We start from the raw sequence: 16,632 nt of genomic DNA on the forward strand, positions 1-16,632 counted from the left end.
GGCGGTCACCCTTCCGGGATCGGGGCGTCCACCCCGATCTCGGCGAACAGCGCGTCCAGCGCGTCGGCGATGCCGGGGGCCGCGGCCACCACCACATCGCCGTCCGCACTCGACGTCTGCGGGGAAGGGATTCGCACGCGGGCCCCCGCCTCGGTCGCGATCAGCGATCCCGCGGCCCAGTCCCACGGGCTCAGCCCGTGTTCGAAATGCGCGTCGACACGGCCGGCCGCGACCATGCACAGGTCGAGGGCCGCCGAGCCGATCCGGCGGATGTCCCGCACCCTCGGCAGGATGTCCGCGATGAGGGCGCCCTGCGCCTTGCGCCGCGCCGCGCCGTACCCGAAGCCTGTGGCGAGCAACGCCATCGACACGTCGGTGACCGGGTTGCACCGGAGGTCGCTCACCCGCCCGTCCGCGTCGGTAAGGGTGGCCCCGCCGCCGCGTGCCGCCGCGTAGGTCGACCGGGCCGCCACGTCGACCACGGCCCCGGCGACGGACACCCCGTCGATCTGGGCCGCCACGGAGACCGCGTACGCGGGGACGCCGTACAGAAAGTTCACGGTGCCGTCGATCGGATCCACGATCCACCTCACCTCGGCGACGGAATCCTCCTCTCCCCCACCTTCTTCGCCGAGGATCGCGTCGTCGGGGCGAAGCTCCGCGAGCCGGTCGCGGATGACCTGCTCGCTCTCGGTGTCGACCACCGTGACCGGGTCGGTCGGGGTGCTCTTCGATGCGACGGAATCGCCGGATCCCGCTCGCTTCCCGACGATTCCGAAGACCTCGGGCCGTCGCGCCCGGACGTGGGCGGCGGCTTCCTCGGCCACCGCCACGGCGACCTCGAGCAGTCGCCTGGGGTCGGTGCCGACGTGGCCTGGCGCGGACTCTGAACTCTGGGGTGCATGCACCCACCCATCGGAACACACTTTCGCTGCCTCACACCACCGCTGACGTTTCGCACAGCTGGTGTCATCACCCACCGAACACGCGTCGACACACTAGTGTGACGAGCAGCAGAAGAGCGCCGGAGAACACGTCGTCGTCGACACGAAGGAGCACACGCCATGACCAAAACGGGGTTCGGTGTCGACGTCGGAGGCAGTGGCGTCAAGGGTGGCGTCGTAGATCTCGAGACGGGCCAGCTGGTCGGGGACCGCATCAAACTCCCCACTCCCCAGCCGTCCACTCCGGAGGCGGTCGCGGAGACCGTCGCCGAGATCATCCGCCAAGCAGAATGGGACGGACCGGTCGGTATCACCCTGCCGAGCGTCGTCACCGGCGGTGTGGCGCGATCCGCCGCCAACATCGACAAGAAGTGGATCGGGACGGACGCCCGCAAGCTGTTCTCCGACGCACTCGGCGGCCGGCTCGTCACCGTCCTCAACGACGCGGATGCGGCGGGGATCGCCGAGGACGCGCTCGGCGCAGGCAAGGACGCGAAAGGGGTCGTCATCCTCCTCACGTTCGGCACCGGCATCGGCTCGGCGATCCTCCACGACGGCGTCCTGCTTCCCAACACCGAGTTCGGGCACATGGAGGTGGACGGCAAGGAAGCCGAGCACCGGGCGGCGTCCTCGGTCAAGGAGAAGAAGGACCTGTCGTACAAGGAATGGGCCGGCGAAGTGAGCCGTGTCCTCACCCGGTTCGAGAACCTCTTGTGTCCGGATCTGTTCATCGCCGGCGGCGGAATCAGCCGGAAGAACGAGAAGTGGATCCCGCATCTGACCAACAAGACACCCGTCGTACCTGCTGCGCTGCTGAATACGGCGGGCATCGTCGGTGCTGCGCTCGCAGTGGAAACGGGCATCGCTCCGTAACTAATTCGGATGGGTCGTTACAATGGAAGAGCCCGGCTGCGCGCCGGCGAAACCAGTAGACCTCTCCGCCGGATGACCACTCTGGCGTGACGCCGCACGACACCGTCACGAAAGGGCGTACGTGGCAGCCACCGATACACGTCAGACTGCTGATTCGACTTCGGAGTCAGGACCGGAAGCACCAGTCGGGGCGGCAGCCACCGGCACCGCTCCGGCAGCCGAGGAAACTCCCGCGAAGAAGCCGGCGGCCAAGAAGGCTCCCGCCAAGAAGGCAGCAGCGAAGAAGGCCCCCGCCAAGAAGGCGGCGGCCAAGAAGGCGGGCGGCAAGAAGGCCACGGCCGGTAAGGGTGCGGACGGCGAAGACCTCGACGAAGACTCCGCCGACATGGAGGACATCGACATCACCGAGGGCGATCTCGCCGAGGTCGAGTCCGATGTCGTCGAGGTCGTCGCAGTCGGCGAGGACGAGGAGACCGAGGAGCCGTCCGAGAAGGACAAGGCCTCCGGCGACTTCGTGTGGGACGAGGAGGAGTCCGAAGCGCTCCGCCAGGCCCGCAAGGACGCCGAACTGACCGCGTCCGCCGACTCGGTCCGTGCCTACCTCAAGCAGATCGGCAAGGTCGCCCTCCTCAACGCCGAAGAGGAGGTCGAGCTCGCCAAGCGGATCGAGGCCGGGCTCTACGCGACCCAGATCATGCAGGAGCTGTCCGATTCCGGCGAGAAGCTCCCCGCCGCCCAGCGCCGGGACATGAGCTGGATCTGCCGCGACGGAAACCGCGCCAAGAACCACCTCCTCGAGGCGAACCTCCGCCTCGTCGTGTCGCTCGCCAAGCGCTACACCGGCCGCGGCATGGCGTTCCTCGACCTGATCCAGGAAGGCAACCTGGGCCTTATCCGTGCCGTCGAGAAGTTCGACTACACCAAGGGCTACAAGTTCTCGACCTACGCCACGTGGTGGATCCGTCAGGCCATCACCCGCGCGATGGCCGACCAGGCCCGCACCATCCGCATCCCAGTGCACATGGTGGAGGTCATCAACAAGCTCGGCCGCATCCAGCGTGAACTCCTGCAGGACCTGGGCCGTGAGCCCACTCCCGAAGAGCTCGCCAAGGAAATGGACATCACGCCCGAGAAGGTGCTGGAGATCCAGCAGTACGCTCGTGAGCCCATCTCCCTCGACCAGACGATCGGCGACGAGGGCGACAGCCAGCTCGGCGACTTCATCGAGGACTCCGAGGCCGTCGTCGCCGTCGACGCCGTGTCGTTCACCCTGCTGCAGGATCAGCTGCAGTCGGTGCTCGAGACGCTGTCCGAGCGTGAGGCGGGCGTCGTGCGCCTGCGCTTCGGCCTGACCGACGGACAGCCCCGCACCCTCGACGAGATCGGACAGGTCTACGGGGTCACGCGTGAGCGCATCCGTCAGATCGAGTCCAAGACCATGTCGAAGCTGCGCCACCCGTCCCGGTCGCAGGTGCTGCGCGACTACCTGGACTGACGTACACACCTCGATGCCCCCGGACTCCGAGCGAGTCCGGGGGCATCGTCGTCTGGGTCTCGCTACGCGCTGGTGCGCACCCGGATCCAGGCACCCGCCACCGGTTCGACCACCCGTGCCGCCACCGGGCCGATGACGGCCATCAGGAGGACGTACGCGGTGGCGAGTGCCACGAGTTCGCTCTCCACGGCTCCCGCCGACAACGCCAGGCCCGCGATGACGATCGAGAACTCGCCGCGTGCGATCAGCGCGACCCCGGCCCGGGCCCGGCCCAGGCGCGCGACGCCTTGTTGTTTCGCCGCCCACGCACCGGTGATCATCTTCGTCAGCGCGGTGACGACGGCGAGGAGGGCGGCCCAGCCGAGGACCGGCGGAATCGCCCGGGGATCGGTGTTGAGCCCGAACACCACGAAGAACATCGCGGCGAACAGATCGCGGAGCGGTTCGAGGACTCGGCTCGCGTTGTGGGCGGTCGTACCGGAGATCGCGATCCCCAGCAGGAACGCCCCGACGGCCGCCGACACCTGCATCGCCGAACTGATCCCCGCCACGAGAAGCGCGGCGCCGAGGAGTTTCAGGAGCAGGGTTTCGCTGTCCGGGCTGTCCAGCAGGGCGGACACGTAGCGGCCGTACCGCAGTGCGATCACGAGGACGACCGAGATCACGACGAGGGAGATGCCCACCGCCTCCAGTCCACCGGCGAAACTGACGCCGGCGAGCAGGGCCGTCAGAATGGGCAGATACACGGCCATCGCGAGGTCCTCGAACACGAGAATCGAGAGCACGACCGGCGTTTCACGGTTACCGAGCCGGCCCAGGTCGCTCAGCACCTTCGCGATGATGCCCGACGACGAGATGTAGGTGACGCCGGCCATCACGACCGCGCCGGTGGTCCCCCACCCCAGCATCAGGGCGACGACCGCTCCGGGCGCGGCATTGAGAACTGCGTCCACGACCCCGGCCATCCACGACCGTCGCAGCCCGGTGACGAGTTCCGACGCGGTGTATTCCAGCCCCAGCAACAGCAGGAGGAGGACCACCCCGATCTCGCTCGCCAAGTGACTGAACTCGCTGATGTCGCCCAGGTTGACGAATCCGCCGCTGCCGAAGCAGAGTCCGCCGAGGAGATAGAACGGGATCGGCGACATGCCGAACTGAGCTGCCAGGCGGCCCAGCAATCCGAGCGCGAAGAACACCGCGCCCAGTTCGATGAGCGCGAGCGTGGTGGTGTTCACGGGTCTGTCAGCCGTTGGCCAGGAGCTTGGCTGACGCGTCCAGTCCGTCTGTGGTTCCGACGGCGACCAGGAGGTCGCCCGAGGTGAGCAGGAAGTCAGGCTTCGGTGACGGGTACACCTGCCCGGCCCGCATGACCGCGACGATCGAGACCCCGGTGCGGGTGCGCATCGCCGTGTCGCCGAGCGGGCGGCCGTCGAACCGGGAGTCTTCCTTGATGTACAGCTGCTTGGTGCGGATTCCGGGCAGGTCCCGGTGCTCCTCCTCCAGCTGCGCCACCAGTTGCGGTGCCCCCAGCAGGTTGCTGAGGACTGCCGCCTCCTCGGTGGTGAGCGGCACCGACGCAGCGCACGCATCGGGATCGTCGGCCTTCGAGACGATCAGATCGGTGCGACCGTCGCGATGGGTGATGACACCGATGCGGCGGCCGGCGGCGAGTTCGAAGTCCTTACGCACCCCGATACCCGGTAGTGGCGTCACTTCAACGTTCATGCCTCCACGGTAGACCGATCGGTGTGACCAACCGCGGAAGGCTCGCATCAGCGCCGGGCCGGGAACGTTCCGTCGGCGTCGGGGCGATACTCCTCGACCCCGGTGACCGCCGCGACGGGCAGCGGCCCGTACAGGTGTGGGAACAGCATCGACGCCGGATCGGCCGGCACACCCGGCTCCCACTTCACCGGCGCACCGAGCGCAGTGGGGTCGAGTCTCAGCAGGACGAGGTCCGTACGGCCGGCGAACAACCTGTTGGCGGGCAGGTGCACCTGGGCCGGCGTCGAGAGGTGCACGAAACCGTCCCTGAACGTCGCGGGCACTCGGCTGCCTTCACGTTCGGCGGTGCGCCATTCCTCGCGGCTGCAGATGTGGACCAGCTGGTCTTCGGATTTCACACGGTGAGACTAGCGTCACGCCCGAAAACGAATCAGCTGTCAGCGAACTCGGACCGCGCGGTCTGTTCACATCTGCGCTCGTCACGTCCCTGACGGCGCGTTTCGGGCGGGTTTCGTGTGTGATGCAACACTGAGAAACGCCGACGGGAACAACGCGTAAACCCCAAACGTCTGACAGAGTAGATCCACCGCGCCACCCCCGACGCGGCGGACCAAGGCCCCAGGCACTCGGCATCAGTCGAAGCCAGTACGGAGGAGTCATGCCCGGAACACTGACCAGCCCCCCGTTGACCGCAGCCGACCGGTGCGACCGGTGCGGTGCGGGAGCCCGCGTTCGCGCGGTTCTTCCGACCGGAGGAGAGTTGCTCTTCTGCGGTCACCACGCCAACGAGCACGCAGACCGTCTTCGCGAGATGAACGCCACGATCGTGTCCGAAGCCGAAGCTGCAATCTGATACGTCAGCCCGGGTGACCCGTCCCAGGCTCACCTCTTCAACAAAGAGACCGGCGAGTGCGATGCACTCGCCGGTCTCTTTGTGTTCGAGTCACCGGATGACGCCGGTCACCACTGCCGCAGGGTGGAGATCCGCTCGGTGAGCTGCTCGACGGTGGCGATCGCCGTGGGCGGTCCCCCGCAGACACGACGCAATTCGCCGTGGATGGTGCCGTGCGGCTTGCCCGTCCTGTGGTGATGCATCGCGACGAGACTGTTCAGTTCCCGGCGCAGCTGCGCGAGCTGTCCGGCGGCAGCCACCCGGTCCGCGACCTGCGGCACGGGCGTGTGCACGGGCGCGGGCGCCGGTTCCGCCTTGTCCAGCTGCTCCGACTGACGCTGACGCAGCAGCGCGCGCATCTGATCGGCGTCGAGCAGCCCGGGCAGACCCAGGTAGTCGGCCTCCTCGTCGGAGCCCGAGAACGTGGCCGTCCCGAAGGACGAACCGTCGTAGATCACCTGATCGAGCTCGGCGTCCGCGCCGAGCGAGGTGAACGCCTTCTCCTCCTCGCCGAGCTCGTCCTTCTGCTTGTTCGCGTCGGCGAGAAGATCGTCGTCGAAGCCGTCCTTCTCCCGATGCGGCTTGCCGAGCACGTGGTCGCGCTGCGCCTCGAGCTGGCTGGCCAGGTCGAGCAGCACCGGAACCGACGGGAGGAACACGCTCGCGGTCTCGCCCTTGCGGCGGGACCGCACGAAACGCCCGATCGCCTGCGCGAAATAGAGCGGGGTGGACGCGCTGGTGGCGTACACACCGACGGCCAGGCGGGGAACGTCGACGCCTTCCGACACCATGCGGACGGCGACCATCCACTTCTGGGTGCTCGCCCCGAACTCGGCGATCCGCTTGGACGCCGTCGGGTCGTCGGAGAGCACCACGACCGGGTCTTCCCCGGTGACCGCCTTCAGGGTCTGCGCGTACGCACGGGCCACGGTCTGGTCGGTGGCGATGACCAGACCGCCGGCGTCGGGCATGCCGCCCGTGCGCAGCTGGCCGAGCCGGGTGTCTGCGGCGTGCAGGACCGCGGGAATCCAGTCGCCCGACGGGTCCAGGGCCGTTCGCCACGCCCGGGCCGTCTGTTCGGCGCTGAGGGGCTCGCCGAGTCGCGCGGAGAACTCCTCGCCCGCGTTGTTCCGCCACCGTGCCTCGCCGGAGTACGCGAGGAACACGACGGGCCGGACGACGCCGTCCGCGAGGGCGTCCGAGTACCCGTAGGAGTGATCCGCCTTCGAGCGCATCAGACCCTCGCGATCGGGTTCGTACGTCACGAACGGGATCGCGCTGTCGTCGCTGCGGAACGGCGTACCGGTCAGCGCGAGCCGGCGGGTGGCGTCACCGAACGCCTCCCGGATGGCGTCACCCCAGCTCTTCGCGTCGCCACCGTGGTGGATCTCGTCGAGGATGACCAGCGTGCGCCGGCTCTCGGTCCGGACCCGGTGCTTGAACGGGTGCGAGGCGACTTGCGCGTACGTCACCACGACACCCTGGTAGTCGCTGGACGTCTGCCCGGTCGAGTTCGAGAAGTACGAGTCCAGCGCGATGCCGTTGCGCGCGGCGGACTCGGCCCACTGGTGCTTGAGGTGCTCGGTCGGTGCGACCACGGTCACCTGATCGACGGTGCGGTCGCGCAGCAACTCCGACGCGACCCGCAGCGCGAACGTGGTCTTACCGGCGCCCGGTGTCGCGACCGCGAGGAAGTCCTGCGGGCCGGTGGACAGATACTTCGTCAGCGCACGACGCTGCCAGGCGCGCAGTGATCCTGCGGGTCTGGCAGGTTCGGTTTGTGCGAGGTAGGCCTCGGTGCCCACGATCTGCGCTGCCTCGGTTTCCATTCTCGGCGCCGACTGGGAGCCCACTGTCTCAGCACTCACGGGCTGCCCTCCGATGGCATGGCACTGTTTGCTCGCACTCCTCGGTATTCGATCGACATGTCCGGGTCCAGACCCGAAGGCGCTGTCCGTCAAGGAGCCTAGCGCCCGGATCCGACGCGAACCGCATTCGCGAGTTCCGATAGTGACAGATTTGTCGCGACACGAGGACAGCAGCGGTGGGCAACCGGGCGTGTCGTCAGGGATGCTGGAAACATCATGACCGAAACACCCCCGACAACGCCGCAGAGTGGCGGTGACCCACCCCGGTCCGGGTGGCATCCGCTACGTCGCGCACTGAGCGTGATCGGTCGCACAGCGAGCAAGGCCTGGGACGATTCGATCTTCGGAAAGGCGGCCACGGCAGCGTTCTGGCAGACACTGTCGCTGCCTCCGCTCCTGCTGGGGCTCCTCGGAATGCTCGGCTACGTCGGCGGATGGTTCGGACCCGACACCGTCGACATCATCCAGTCGAAGATCATCAACTTCAGCGGGACGGTGTTCAGCGACAGCGTCGTCGAACAGATCATCCGCCCGACGGTCGGCGACGTACTCGAACGTGGACGTCCCGAGATCGTGTCACTGAGCTTCCTGCTGTCCCTGTGGGCCGGCTCGTCCGCCATTTCCACGTTCGTGGACTCGATCGTCGAGGCCCATGGCCAGCAGGAGGCGCGGCACCCGGTGTGGCAGCGCGTGTTCGCGTTGCTGCTCTACGTGATGTTCCTGATCCTCGCGGTGTTCACCCTGCCGCTGGTCGCGCTGGGGCCGACGCTCGTCGGCAGGGTGCTCCCGGAGGCGTGGCGCACGATCGGGACGGAGATCGTCGACACGTTCTACTACCCCGGCGTGGGACTGCTGCTCATCGTGGGCCTGACCACGCTGTACAAGGTGGCGCTCCCCCGGTCGCTGCCCTGGCACCGGCTGCTCGGCGGCGCGCTCGTCGCGGGGGTGTTCTTCCTCGGCGCGAGCACCTGCCTGCGCCGCTACCTCTCCTGGGTGGCCGGAACCGGGTACACGTACGGGGCGCTGGCCACGCCGATCGCGTTCCTGCTGTTCACGTTCTTCCTGGGGTTCGCGGTGGTGCTCGGCGCCGAGTTCAACGCCACCGTCCAGGAATTCTGGCCCGCCCGTGCCACCCGCATCGACCAGATGCGGGATTGGATCGCCGCGCAGGCCGAGAGTTCGCCGTCGGCGGGTCCGGTGACCAGCCTCACGCGTCGCATCGCCACCGGTCCGATCAAGGTCGTCGGCGACCGGGCCCGCCCGGATGCGGCCGAGCCGGAGTCCGGGAACGACGACGAGCCCGACGGCCCGGTACGAGAATCCCCCGAGCCACCGGGTGTGCGACGAGCGCCGGCGAAGCCTCAGTCGCCTTTGCGCAATCCTTCGTAGATCTTCTTGCAGTCGGGGCAGACCGGCGATCCCGGCTTCGCGGATTTCGTCACCGGAAACACTTCGCCGCACAACGCGACGACGTGAGTGCCCATGACGGCGCTCTCCGCGATCTTGTTCTTCTTGACGTAGTGGAAGAATTTGGGAGTGTCGTCATCGGTCGACTCGTCGGTGGTGACGTCGGGCCGTTCCTTGGTTTGAGTGCTCACCCCTCAATAATGCCGCAACCGGCGGACTATCCCACCCCCTGTGTGCATTTGCCGCCCGACAGTGGAACAGTGGAGGCATGGCACGAAGTGCAGGGTTCGGCGGGTCCCACGACGCCGGCTCCCCGAGCAATCCGGTTCTCATCACCGAGGCAGCGCGATCCATCGAGGATCAGCATCGTGCCCGTGTCCGCAAGTACCTGCTCATCATGTCCTTCCGGTTCCCCGCCCTGATCTTCGCGGCGGTGGCGTACGGCATCTGGGAGAACCCGTGGATTTCGATGGCCATCATCGGCGTGTCGATCCCGCTGCCGTGGATCGCAGTCCTCATCGCCAACGACCGTCCGCCTCGCAGCAAGGACGAGCCCAGCCGGTACGACCACCGCGAGTCTCCGTCCACCGCCCTGCCCGCACCGCCGCACCACACGATCGAGGGCTGACGCAGTCGGGCGTGCTGCAACAATGCACGGGTGAACCGTGACGAACTGCTGTCGATCTGCCCCTCTCTGCGTGAGGCGCTCCGCCGCAACCGGTACGACACGGACACCCTCCTCGACGCGCTGGGCCCCGAGGTCCATGCGGCGTTGAGCCGCAACGAACCGGTCCCGGTGCGCCGGGCCAGCGCCGGCTGCGGCCAACTCGGCACCCTGATCCGCCTGTTCCTCCTCACCGACGACTGTCCCGTCGGCGAGGTGGCCGCGGCGCTGTCCCCGCTCCCGGTCGAGGACGCCGTGGCGGCAGGCCTGCTCGAATCCGACGGCGACGTCGTCCGGGCGGCCCTCGACCTCCGTCCGATGGACATCGGCGGGGGCAATCGCTGGGTGCTCTCCGACCTCGACGGCTCACTCCGCCCCCGCGAGACCCCCGTCGACCACGTCATCGGCGTCGGGCACGCGTCGCTGTCGCTGCTGCAGGCCACCCCGACCGCGCCGGTCGGGACGCTGCTCGACGTCGGGACCGGCTGCGGCATCCAGGCCCTGCACGGCGCGTCCTACGCCGACTCGGTCACGGCCACGGACCTGAATGTCCGTGCCGTCGATCTGGCGGCCGTCACGGCGGCGCTCAACGAGGAACGGGTGGAACTGCTCGCCGGGTCGTGGTTCGAGCCGGTCGAGGGCCGCACGTTCGATCAGGTGGTGGCCAATCCGCCGTTCGTCGTCAGCCGCGCCCGAGTGGGTCACACCTACCGCGACTCCGGACTCGACCTCGACGGCGCGAGTGAGCTGATGATCTCCCGCGTGGCGGACTACCTCGCGCCCGGCGGCACGGCGGCGCTGCTGGCGTCGTGGATCCACGTCGAGGGCGAGGACTGGCGGGCCCGGGTGGCCTCCTGGCTTCCCGCCCACGGGGTGGACGCGTGGGTGGTGCAGCGGGATGTCGCGGACCCGGCCCTGTACGTCGGCACCTGGATGCGGGACGGCGGACTCGACACCCGGGACCCCTCCACCGCGACGGTCGCCGAGGAGTGGCTGGATCACCTCGCGAGCGCGAACGTCGAGGGGGTCGGCTTCGGGTTCGTCTACCTTCGCCGGACCGACGCTCCCACCGATCTGATGGCGGAGGATCTCACGCACGGCTTCAGCGACCCCTTGGGCGCGGAAGCGCTCGCGTACTTCGAGCGGGTGGCGTGGCTCCGCGAGCACGACGTGCTCACCGCGTGTTTCCGCGTGGAGGAGAGCACCGCCCTGGAGCGGGTGTTCCTGCCCGGCGACGAGGGATGGACTCAGGTGGTCGCCCGTTTGCACCGCGGGAACGGTCCGGCCTGGCAGCACGAGGTCGACGATCTCGTCGCTTCGCTCGTCGCGGGCATGCGCGCCGACGGCCTCGTGCTGGGCGAACTGATCGAGCTTCTCGCAGCGGCACACGGCGTCGACGCCGAGGACCTCGCGCAGTCGGCCGTGCCGCTCGTGCACGCCCTCGTCCGGCACGGACTCGTGCTTCCCGCGTAGCCGCCGGGTTCCCGATCCGTCCCCCTTATACGTGTTCTCAGCAACTTCTCAGGACCGAATCGAGGAACCCGCAGGTCACAGCCTCTTCGCAAATTACCGGCCGGGAACTTTCCCAGGCCTTCGGTGCGTTGATGCATATGAGACACCACCGATGAGGAGGCAAGTCATGACAAGCCCCAGCACCACTACTCGCATTCGCCCCAGCGCTGCCGATCTGGACGCCCAGAGCCCCGCTGCCGACCTGGTCCGGGTCTACCTGAACGGCATCGGCCGCACGGCTCTGCTGACGGCCGCAGACGAGGTAGAACTGTCCAAGCGAATCGAGGCTGGGCTGTACGCCGCGCACATCCTGGAGACCGGGAAGCGACTCTCCCCCGCCAAGAAGCGCGACCTCGCGACGGTCGTCCGTGAAGGACAGTCCGCCCGCGCACACCTCCTCGAGGCCAACTTGCGGCTCGTCGTCTCGCTCGCGAAGCGGTACACCGGACGCGGCATGCCCCTTCTGGACCTCATCCAGGAGGGCAACCTGGGTCTGATCCGCGCGATGGAGAAGTTCGACTACGCGAAGGGGTTCAAGTTCTCGACGTATGCCACCTGGTGGATTCGTCAGGCGATCACCCGCGGCATGGCCGACCAGAGCCGGACGATCCGGCTCCCAGTGCACCTCGTCGAGCAGGTCAACAAGCTGGCCCGCATCAAGCGCGAGCTGCACCAGCAGCTCGGGCGTGAGGCGACCGACGACGAGCTGGCCGAGGAGTCGGGAATCCCGGCGCACAAGATCGCGGATCTCCTCGACCACAGCCGCGACCCGGTGAGCCTCGACATGCCGGTCGGCAACGACGAGGAAGCTCCCCTGGGCGACTTCATCGAGGATTCCGAGGCCACGTCGGCGGAGAACGCCGTGATCGCGGGTCTCCTGCACAGCGACGTGCGCAGCGTGCTGGCCACCCTCGACGAGCGTGAGCAGCAGGTCATCCGCCTCCGTTACGGTCTGGACGACGGTCAGCCGCGCACTCTCGACCAGATCGGCAAGCTCTTCGGACTCTCCCGCGAGCGTGTCCGTCAGATCGAGCGCGAAGTGATGGGCAAGCTGCGCCAGGGCGACCGCGCCGAGCGGCTCCGCTCCTACGCCAGCTGACGAGAGTCTCCCACCGGTATCAGCGCCGGTGCCGGTCGTACGCGACCGGCACCGGCGTTGCGCTGTCTGCGGGGCCGGGTGACCGGTCAGCGCAGGCGGCGGGGGCCGAGGTCGGCGACGCTGGGCTCCGGGCCGATCCGCACGCGCGAATCGGTGATCTGCGCGCCCTCCGCCGACGCGAGCACGGGTTCGCAGGCCAGTTCCCGCACCTCCGGGAGGTCGTCGGCGAGGGCGGAGATCCGCTGCACGAGGTCGACGAGAGCCGATTTGTTCACCGGTACCGCGCTCCGATAACCGGACAGCAGCGGCGCCGCTTTCGGTGCGTCGATCAATTCCGTTGCGGCGTCCTCGGTGAGGGGCAGCACCCGGTAGGCGCGGTCGCCGAGGAGGTCGGAGATCACGCCGGCGAGTCCGAACGAGATGAGCGAACCGAACGACGGGTCGTCCTGCACGCCCACCACACAGCCAATTCCCTTGGTGGCCATCCGCTGCACGTGAAGTAGTGGTTCACCGGACGCGGCGGCGAGGTCCCGGTAGGCCCAGCGCACCGAATCGGGCCCGACCAGATCGAGGCGGACGCCACCGAGATCCGGCCGGTGCCGCCACTGTTCCCCCGTCGCCTTCACTGCGACCGGGTACCCCAATTCCTCGGCGGCCTGCACAGCCTCGTCTTCGGTGGTGGCGGAACGGAATTCCACGACGTTCACGCCGTAGCACGCGAGGAGTTGCGATGCCTCGAAGTCCGACAGCCAGCGTCCGGACGACGCCCCGAGCCAGCCGTCGACCATCGCCTTCGCACGCTCCGGATCGATCCCGTTGGGGCGTACCACTTTCGACGACGGTTTACTCTTCCACGCCGAGTACCGCCACGCGCGAGCCAGGGCCAGCGCCGCGCGTTCCGGACCGGGATAGGAGGGAACCGAACCGCGTGTCGGGTGCCCGTCCTCACCCCGGACCGCCAGGACGTCGGGCACACCCTCCGCCGCGAGGAACGTCGTGAGGACGGGTTTGTCGGCTTCCCGCACCGCCTCCCGCAGCGCCTGGGCATAGGGTTCGACCGGAACGGCGACCGGCGGGACGAACACGGCGATCACCGAATCGACGTCGAAGGATGTGAGCGCCGTCCGCACGGCCGCCGCGAACTCCTCGGGACCGGCCTGCGGACCGAGGTCGACGGGGTCGCCGACCTGCAGACCCTCACTGCGCGCCGCATCCGCGGCGAGCACACCGAGCGCGGTGGAGTTTCCGACCACGGCGAGGCGGGGGCCCGCAGGCAGCGGTTGATACCCGAACAGCAGCGCACAGTCGAACAGCTGGGAGATCGACCCGACCTGCACCACACCGGCCTGTTCGAAGAGGGCGCGGACGATCGAATCGTCCATCTCGCCACCGCTGGCCGCCAGTGCGGGCGGGACGGCGTGCCTGCCGCTCTTGACCGCGACGATCGGCTTGTTCCGGGCCACCCGGCGCGCGATGCGCGAGAACTTGCGGGGATTGCCGAAGCTCTCCAGATACAGCAGCACCACCTCGGTGGCCGGATCCGAATCCCAGTACTGCAGGAGGTCGTTGCCGGAGACGTCGGCGCGGTTGCCCGCGGAGACGAAGGCGGACAATCCGATTCGGCTCCGTGCGGCCTCGTCGAGGATGGCGATGCCGAGTGCGCCGGACTGGCAGAAGAATCCGACGTTGCCGGGGCTCGGCAGCACCGGCGCGAGGGTGGCGTTCAACGAGACCTCGCTGTCGTTGTTGGCCACGCCGAGCGCGTTGGGCCCGATCAGCCGCATCCCGTGCGCGCGGGCGGCGTGGACGAGGCGACGTTCGGACTGCCGTCCGTCCATGCCGGTTTCACTGAAGCCGGAAGACACGACGACGAGGGCCTTGACCCCCTTGACCAGGCAGTCGTCGAGGACGGCGTTGATCGATTCAGCGGGTACCGCGACGACGGCGAGATCCACCTCGTCGGGGATGTCGCGGACCGACGGGTACGCCCGCACACCGTGGACCGAACGGTGCTCGGCGTTGACCGGATACACCGGGCCGGTGAATCCCGCCCGCAGCAGGTTGGTCAGCACCGCGTTGCCGACCTTCGCGCGGTCGGTGGACGCACCGATCACCGCGACCGACCGCGGACTGAGCACGTTCCGCATGCTGCGCGCCTCGGCGGCCCGCTCGCGGGAATTGCGCACGGACACCATCGCTTCGGTGGGGTCGATCGCGAACTCGAGCTTGAGCACTCCACCCTCGAAGCTGCGGCTCACCTGATAGCCCGCCTCACGGAAGACCGTCACCATGTTCCGGTTCTCCGCGAGGACCTCGGCGACGAACATCGTCAGGCCGTTCTCCGCGGCCGCCGCGGCGAGATGCTCGAGCAGAATCGGCCCGAGTCCGCGGCCCTGATGCGCGTCGGCGACGACGAACGCCACCTCCGCGGACTTGCCGTCCCCCTCGCCGACGAGTCGCTCGTACCGGCCGACGGCGATGATCTCGTCCCCGAGCAGCACCACGAACGCCACCCGGTCGTGGTGATCGACCGTGGTGAAGTGAACGATGTCCCGTTTCGACATGGTCGGGTAGGGGCCGAAATACCGCAGATAGCGGGTGCGTTCGGACAGCTTCGAGTGGAACGCGACGAGTTTGTCCGCGTCCTCGGGGACGATCGGCCGCAACGCCACCGCCCCGCCGTCCGCCGCGAGCACGTCGGCGACCCAGTGCCGCGGGTAGTTGTGCGCGGCGTCGGGTTCCCCCTTCGCCACGGTCGTGACCGCCGACCCGGTGCTACCCGACGTCTCGGCGCTGTCCGACGCCTCGGTGCCACCGGTGGTCTCGCTGCCGTCGGTCGGCTCAGTCACGGGGATCCTCCGGGTCGAGTCCGAGTAGGGGGAAGCAGGCGCGGCGAGTGGCGATGACGGCCGAGTCGATCCGCGTCAGGGCGCGGTCGACCGAGGGGATCCCGGTTTCGGGTGTGCCACCGGGACCGTCCCAGGGCCGGTAGTCGACCTCGCCGCCGTCGCCCATCGTGTCCGGCAGGTCCACGCTGGGTGCGAGCGCGTGCGCCCGTTCCTGCCAGGCCTCGGGTACGGCACGGCCCGTGTCGATCTCGCGGTCGAGCGCCGCGGCGATGAGGTGGGTCCACGCGCGCGGGACCACCCGGACGAGGCCGTACCCGCCGCCGCCGACGGCGAGCCAACGTCCTTCGGCGTAGCGGTCGGCGAGATCGCGCATCGCGAGGAACGCGGCCCGCTGGCCGTCGACCGTCAGCGCGAGGTCGGCCAGCGGATCCTCGCGGTGGCTGTCGACACCGCACTGGCTGATCACGATCTGGGGCCGGAACGACGCGAGGGCGCCCGGGACGACGGCGTGGAAACCGCGCAGCCACAACGCATCGACGGTGCCGGGCAGCACGGGGAGGTTGACGGCGGTGCCCTCCCCCGATCCCTCGCCGACCTCGCTCGACCACCCCGTGTTGGGCCAGAGCGTCGCCGGATGCTGGTGGAGCGAGATCGTGAGGACGCGGGGGTCGTGCGCGAACGCGTGCTGCACCCCGTCACCGTGGTGCGCGTCGACGTCGATGTAGGCGATTCGGTCGAACCCGTGGTCCAGCAGCCAGGAGATCGCAATGGCGACATCGTTGTACACGCAGAAGCCGGAGGCCCAGTCGGGCATCGCGTGATGCATGCCGCCGCCGATGCTCACGGCACGGCGTGTGCGTCCCGCTGCGATCTCCTGCGCCGCGGCGAGGGAACCGCCCGCGAGGATCGCGCTCGCCTCGTGCATCTGGGGGAAGACGGGATTGTCCTCGGTGCCGAGCCCGTGCGGGGCGTCCGCACCGAGCACACCCGACGTCGCCGAGTGCCCGGCCTGTTTGACTGCTTCGACGTACGCGGGAGTGTGGATCCGCAACAGATCTGCGTCCGAGGCGGCGGCGGGCCGCAACAGTTCGACGCCCTCCAGAATCCCGAGGCTGCGGGCGAGCGACATGGTCAGCTCGAGCCGGGTGGGATTCATCGGGTGGTCCGCACTCCACCGATAACTGAGATAGTCCGGACTCCACACGACTGCACGGTGCGATACCAGTGCAGCCGAATCCTCCCCGGAACTGAACGACGCGGTCATGAACTCACGCTACTGGTCCCCCGCGGAGGGTGCGAGCAGA

15 protein-coding genes are annotated in these 16,632 nt (G+C 68.6%); 7 read left to right on the top strand and 8 right to left on the bottom strand.

Annotation, left to right across the window (positions count from 1 at the left end):
* Window positions 1-5: 5 nt before the first annotated feature.
* A complete protein-coding gene (locus JVH1_RS01855) occupies window positions 6-908 on the bottom strand; it encodes an inositol monophosphatase family protein (RefSeq protein WP_051033815.1) in 903 nt (300 codons plus the stop codon).
* A gap of 156 nt (window positions 909-1,064) precedes the next feature.
* On the opposite strand from JVH1_RS01855, the gene ppgK reads away from it, so the two are divergent.
* A complete protein-coding gene (gene ppgK / locus JVH1_RS01860) occupies window positions 1,065-1,817 on the top strand; it encodes a polyphosphate--glucose phosphotransferase (protein ID WP_009480076.1) in 753 nt (250 codons plus the stop codon).
* A 121-nt stretch (window positions 1,818-1,938) separates the two neighbouring features.
* A complete protein-coding gene (locus JVH1_RS01865) occupies window positions 1,939-3,312 on the top strand; it encodes an RNA polymerase sigma factor (RefSeq protein WP_009480075.1) in 1,374 nt (457 codons plus the stop codon).
* Window positions 3,313-3,374: 62 nt separating this feature from the next.
* Here JVH1_RS01865 and JVH1_RS01870 read toward each other — a convergent pair whose 3' ends face one another.
* Genes JVH1_RS01870 through JVH1_RS01880 form a run of 3 tightly spaced genes read right to left on the bottom strand, consistent with a single transcriptional unit; the run spans window position 3,375 to window position 5,435 of the window.
* Entirely contained in the window at window positions 3,375-4,547 is a 1,173-nt protein-coding gene (locus tag JVH1_RS01870) for a cation:proton antiporter (RefSeq protein WP_009480074.1), read from the bottom strand.
* 7 nt (window positions 4,548-4,554) lie between these two features.
* A complete protein-coding gene (locus JVH1_RS01875) occupies window positions 4,555-5,037 on the bottom strand; it encodes a cation:proton antiporter regulatory subunit (RefSeq protein WP_005240833.1) in 483 nt (160 codons plus the stop codon).
* A 47-nt stretch (window positions 5,038-5,084) separates the two neighbouring features.
* Window positions 5,085-5,435 (bottom strand): DUF952 domain-containing protein, encoded by a 351-nt coding sequence (locus tag JVH1_RS01880; RefSeq protein ID WP_009480073.1) that lies wholly within the window; start codon window positions 5,433-5,435, stop codon window positions 5,085-5,087.
* 260 nt (window positions 5,436-5,695) lie between these two features.
* On the opposite strand from JVH1_RS01880, the gene JVH1_RS01885 reads away from it, so the two are divergent.
* Window positions 5,696-5,890 carry a hypothetical protein gene (locus JVH1_RS01885; RefSeq protein WP_005240831.1) on the top strand — a complete coding sequence of 65 codons (195 nt, stop codon included), beginning with the start codon at window positions 5,696-5,698 and terminating at the stop codon, window positions 5,888-5,890.
* 107 nt (window positions 5,891-5,997) lie between these two features.
* Here JVH1_RS01885 and JVH1_RS01890 read toward each other — a convergent pair whose 3' ends face one another.
* On the bottom strand, window positions 5,998-7,758 hold the full coding sequence (locus tag JVH1_RS01890; RefSeq protein ID WP_009480072.1) for a DEAD/DEAH box helicase: 1,761 nt from the start codon (window positions 7,756-7,758) through the stop codon (window positions 5,998-6,000).
* A 255-nt stretch (window positions 7,759-8,013) separates the two neighbouring features.
* On the opposite strand from JVH1_RS01890, the gene JVH1_RS01895 reads away from it, so the two are divergent.
* On the top strand, window positions 8,014-9,186 hold the full coding sequence (locus JVH1_RS01895) for a YihY/virulence factor BrkB family protein (protein WP_043782494.1): 1,173 nt from the start codon (window positions 8,014-8,016) through the stop codon (window positions 9,184-9,186).
* On the opposite strand, the gene JVH1_RS01900 is transcribed toward JVH1_RS01895, so the two are convergent.
* Entirely contained in the window at window positions 9,159-9,395 is a 237-nt protein-coding gene (locus JVH1_RS01900; RefSeq protein ID WP_005240826.1) for a DUF3039 domain-containing protein, read from the bottom strand. The two genes, JVH1_RS01895 and JVH1_RS01900, sit on opposite strands and share 28 nt — an antisense overlap.
* Window positions 9,396-9,472: 77 nt before the next feature.
* On the opposite strand from JVH1_RS01900, the gene JVH1_RS01905 reads away from it, so the two are divergent.
* The 3 genes from JVH1_RS01905 to JVH1_RS01915 all read left to right on the top strand — a co-directional run bounded on the left by JVH1_RS01905 (window position 9,473) and on the right by JVH1_RS01915 (window position 12,479).
* A complete protein-coding gene (locus JVH1_RS01905; protein ID WP_009480070.1) occupies window positions 9,473-9,832 on the top strand; it encodes a DUF3099 domain-containing protein in 360 nt (119 codons plus the stop codon).
* Between the two features lie 30 nt (window positions 9,833-9,862).
* Window positions 9,863-11,341: a class I SAM-dependent methyltransferase gene (locus JVH1_RS01910; RefSeq protein ID WP_009480069.1), complete on the top strand. Its 1,479-nt coding sequence runs from the start codon at window positions 9,863-9,865 to the stop codon at window positions 11,339-11,341.
* 166 nt (window positions 11,342-11,507) lie between these two features.
* A complete protein-coding gene (locus JVH1_RS01915) occupies window positions 11,508-12,479 on the top strand; it encodes a sigma-70 family RNA polymerase sigma factor (RefSeq protein ID WP_005261102.1) in 972 nt (323 codons plus the stop codon).
* Window positions 12,480-12,565: 86 nt separating this feature from the next.
* Here JVH1_RS01915 and JVH1_RS01920 read toward each other — a convergent pair whose 3' ends face one another.
* Both JVH1_RS01920 and JVH1_RS01925 read right to left on the bottom strand, forming a co-directional pair.
* A complete protein-coding gene (locus JVH1_RS01920) occupies window positions 12,566-15,328 on the bottom strand; it encodes a bifunctional GNAT family N-acetyltransferase/acetate--CoA ligase family protein (protein ID WP_009480067.1) in 2,763 nt (920 codons plus the stop codon).
* Window positions 15,321-16,592 carry an acetoin utilization protein AcuC gene (locus JVH1_RS01925; protein WP_009480066.1) on the bottom strand — a complete coding sequence of 424 codons (1,272 nt, stop codon included), beginning with the start codon at window positions 16,590-16,592 and terminating at the stop codon, window positions 15,321-15,323. Before JVH1_RS01925 ends, JVH1_RS01920 begins: the two co-directional genes overlap by 8 nt.
* Between the last annotated feature and the right edge of the window lie 40 nt (window positions 16,593-16,632).

This window comes from Rhodococcus sp. JVH1, assembly GCF_000280725.2.
GTDB lineage: Bacteria > Actinomycetota > Actinomycetes > Mycobacteriales > Mycobacteriaceae > Rhodococcus_F > Rhodococcus_F jostii_A.

Bases quoted from the DNA above. Each gene is read 5' to 3' on its own strand.
- JVH1_RS01875 (WP_005240833.1), bottom strand. From the start codon at position 5,037: ATGAACGTTGAAGTGACGCCACTACCGGGTATCGGGGTGCGTAAGGAC.
- JVH1_RS01925 (WP_009480066.1), bottom strand. From the start codon at position 16,592: ATGACCGCGTCGTTCAGTTCCGGGGAGGATTCGGCTGCACTGGTATCG.
- JVH1_RS01895 (WP_043782494.1), top strand. From the start codon at position 8,014: ATGACCGAAACACCCCCGACAACGCCGCAGAGTGGCGGTGACCCACCC.
- ppgK (WP_009480076.1), top strand. From the start codon at position 1,065: ATGACCAAAACGGGGTTCGGTGTCGACGTCGGAGGCAGTGGCGTCAAG.
- JVH1_RS01905 (WP_009480070.1), top strand. From the start codon at position 9,473: ATGGCACGAAGTGCAGGGTTCGGCGGGTCCCACGACGCCGGCTCCCCG.
- JVH1_RS01885 (WP_005240831.1), top strand. From the start codon at position 5,696: ATGCCCGGAACACTGACCAGCCCCCCGTTGACCGCAGCCGACCGGTGC.
- JVH1_RS01890 (WP_009480072.1), bottom strand. From the start codon at position 7,758: ATGGAAACCGAGGCAGCGCAGATCGTGGGCACCGAGGCCTACCTCGCA.
- JVH1_RS01915 (WP_005261102.1), top strand. From the start codon at position 11,508: ATGACAAGCCCCAGCACCACTACTCGCATTCGCCCCAGCGCTGCCGAT.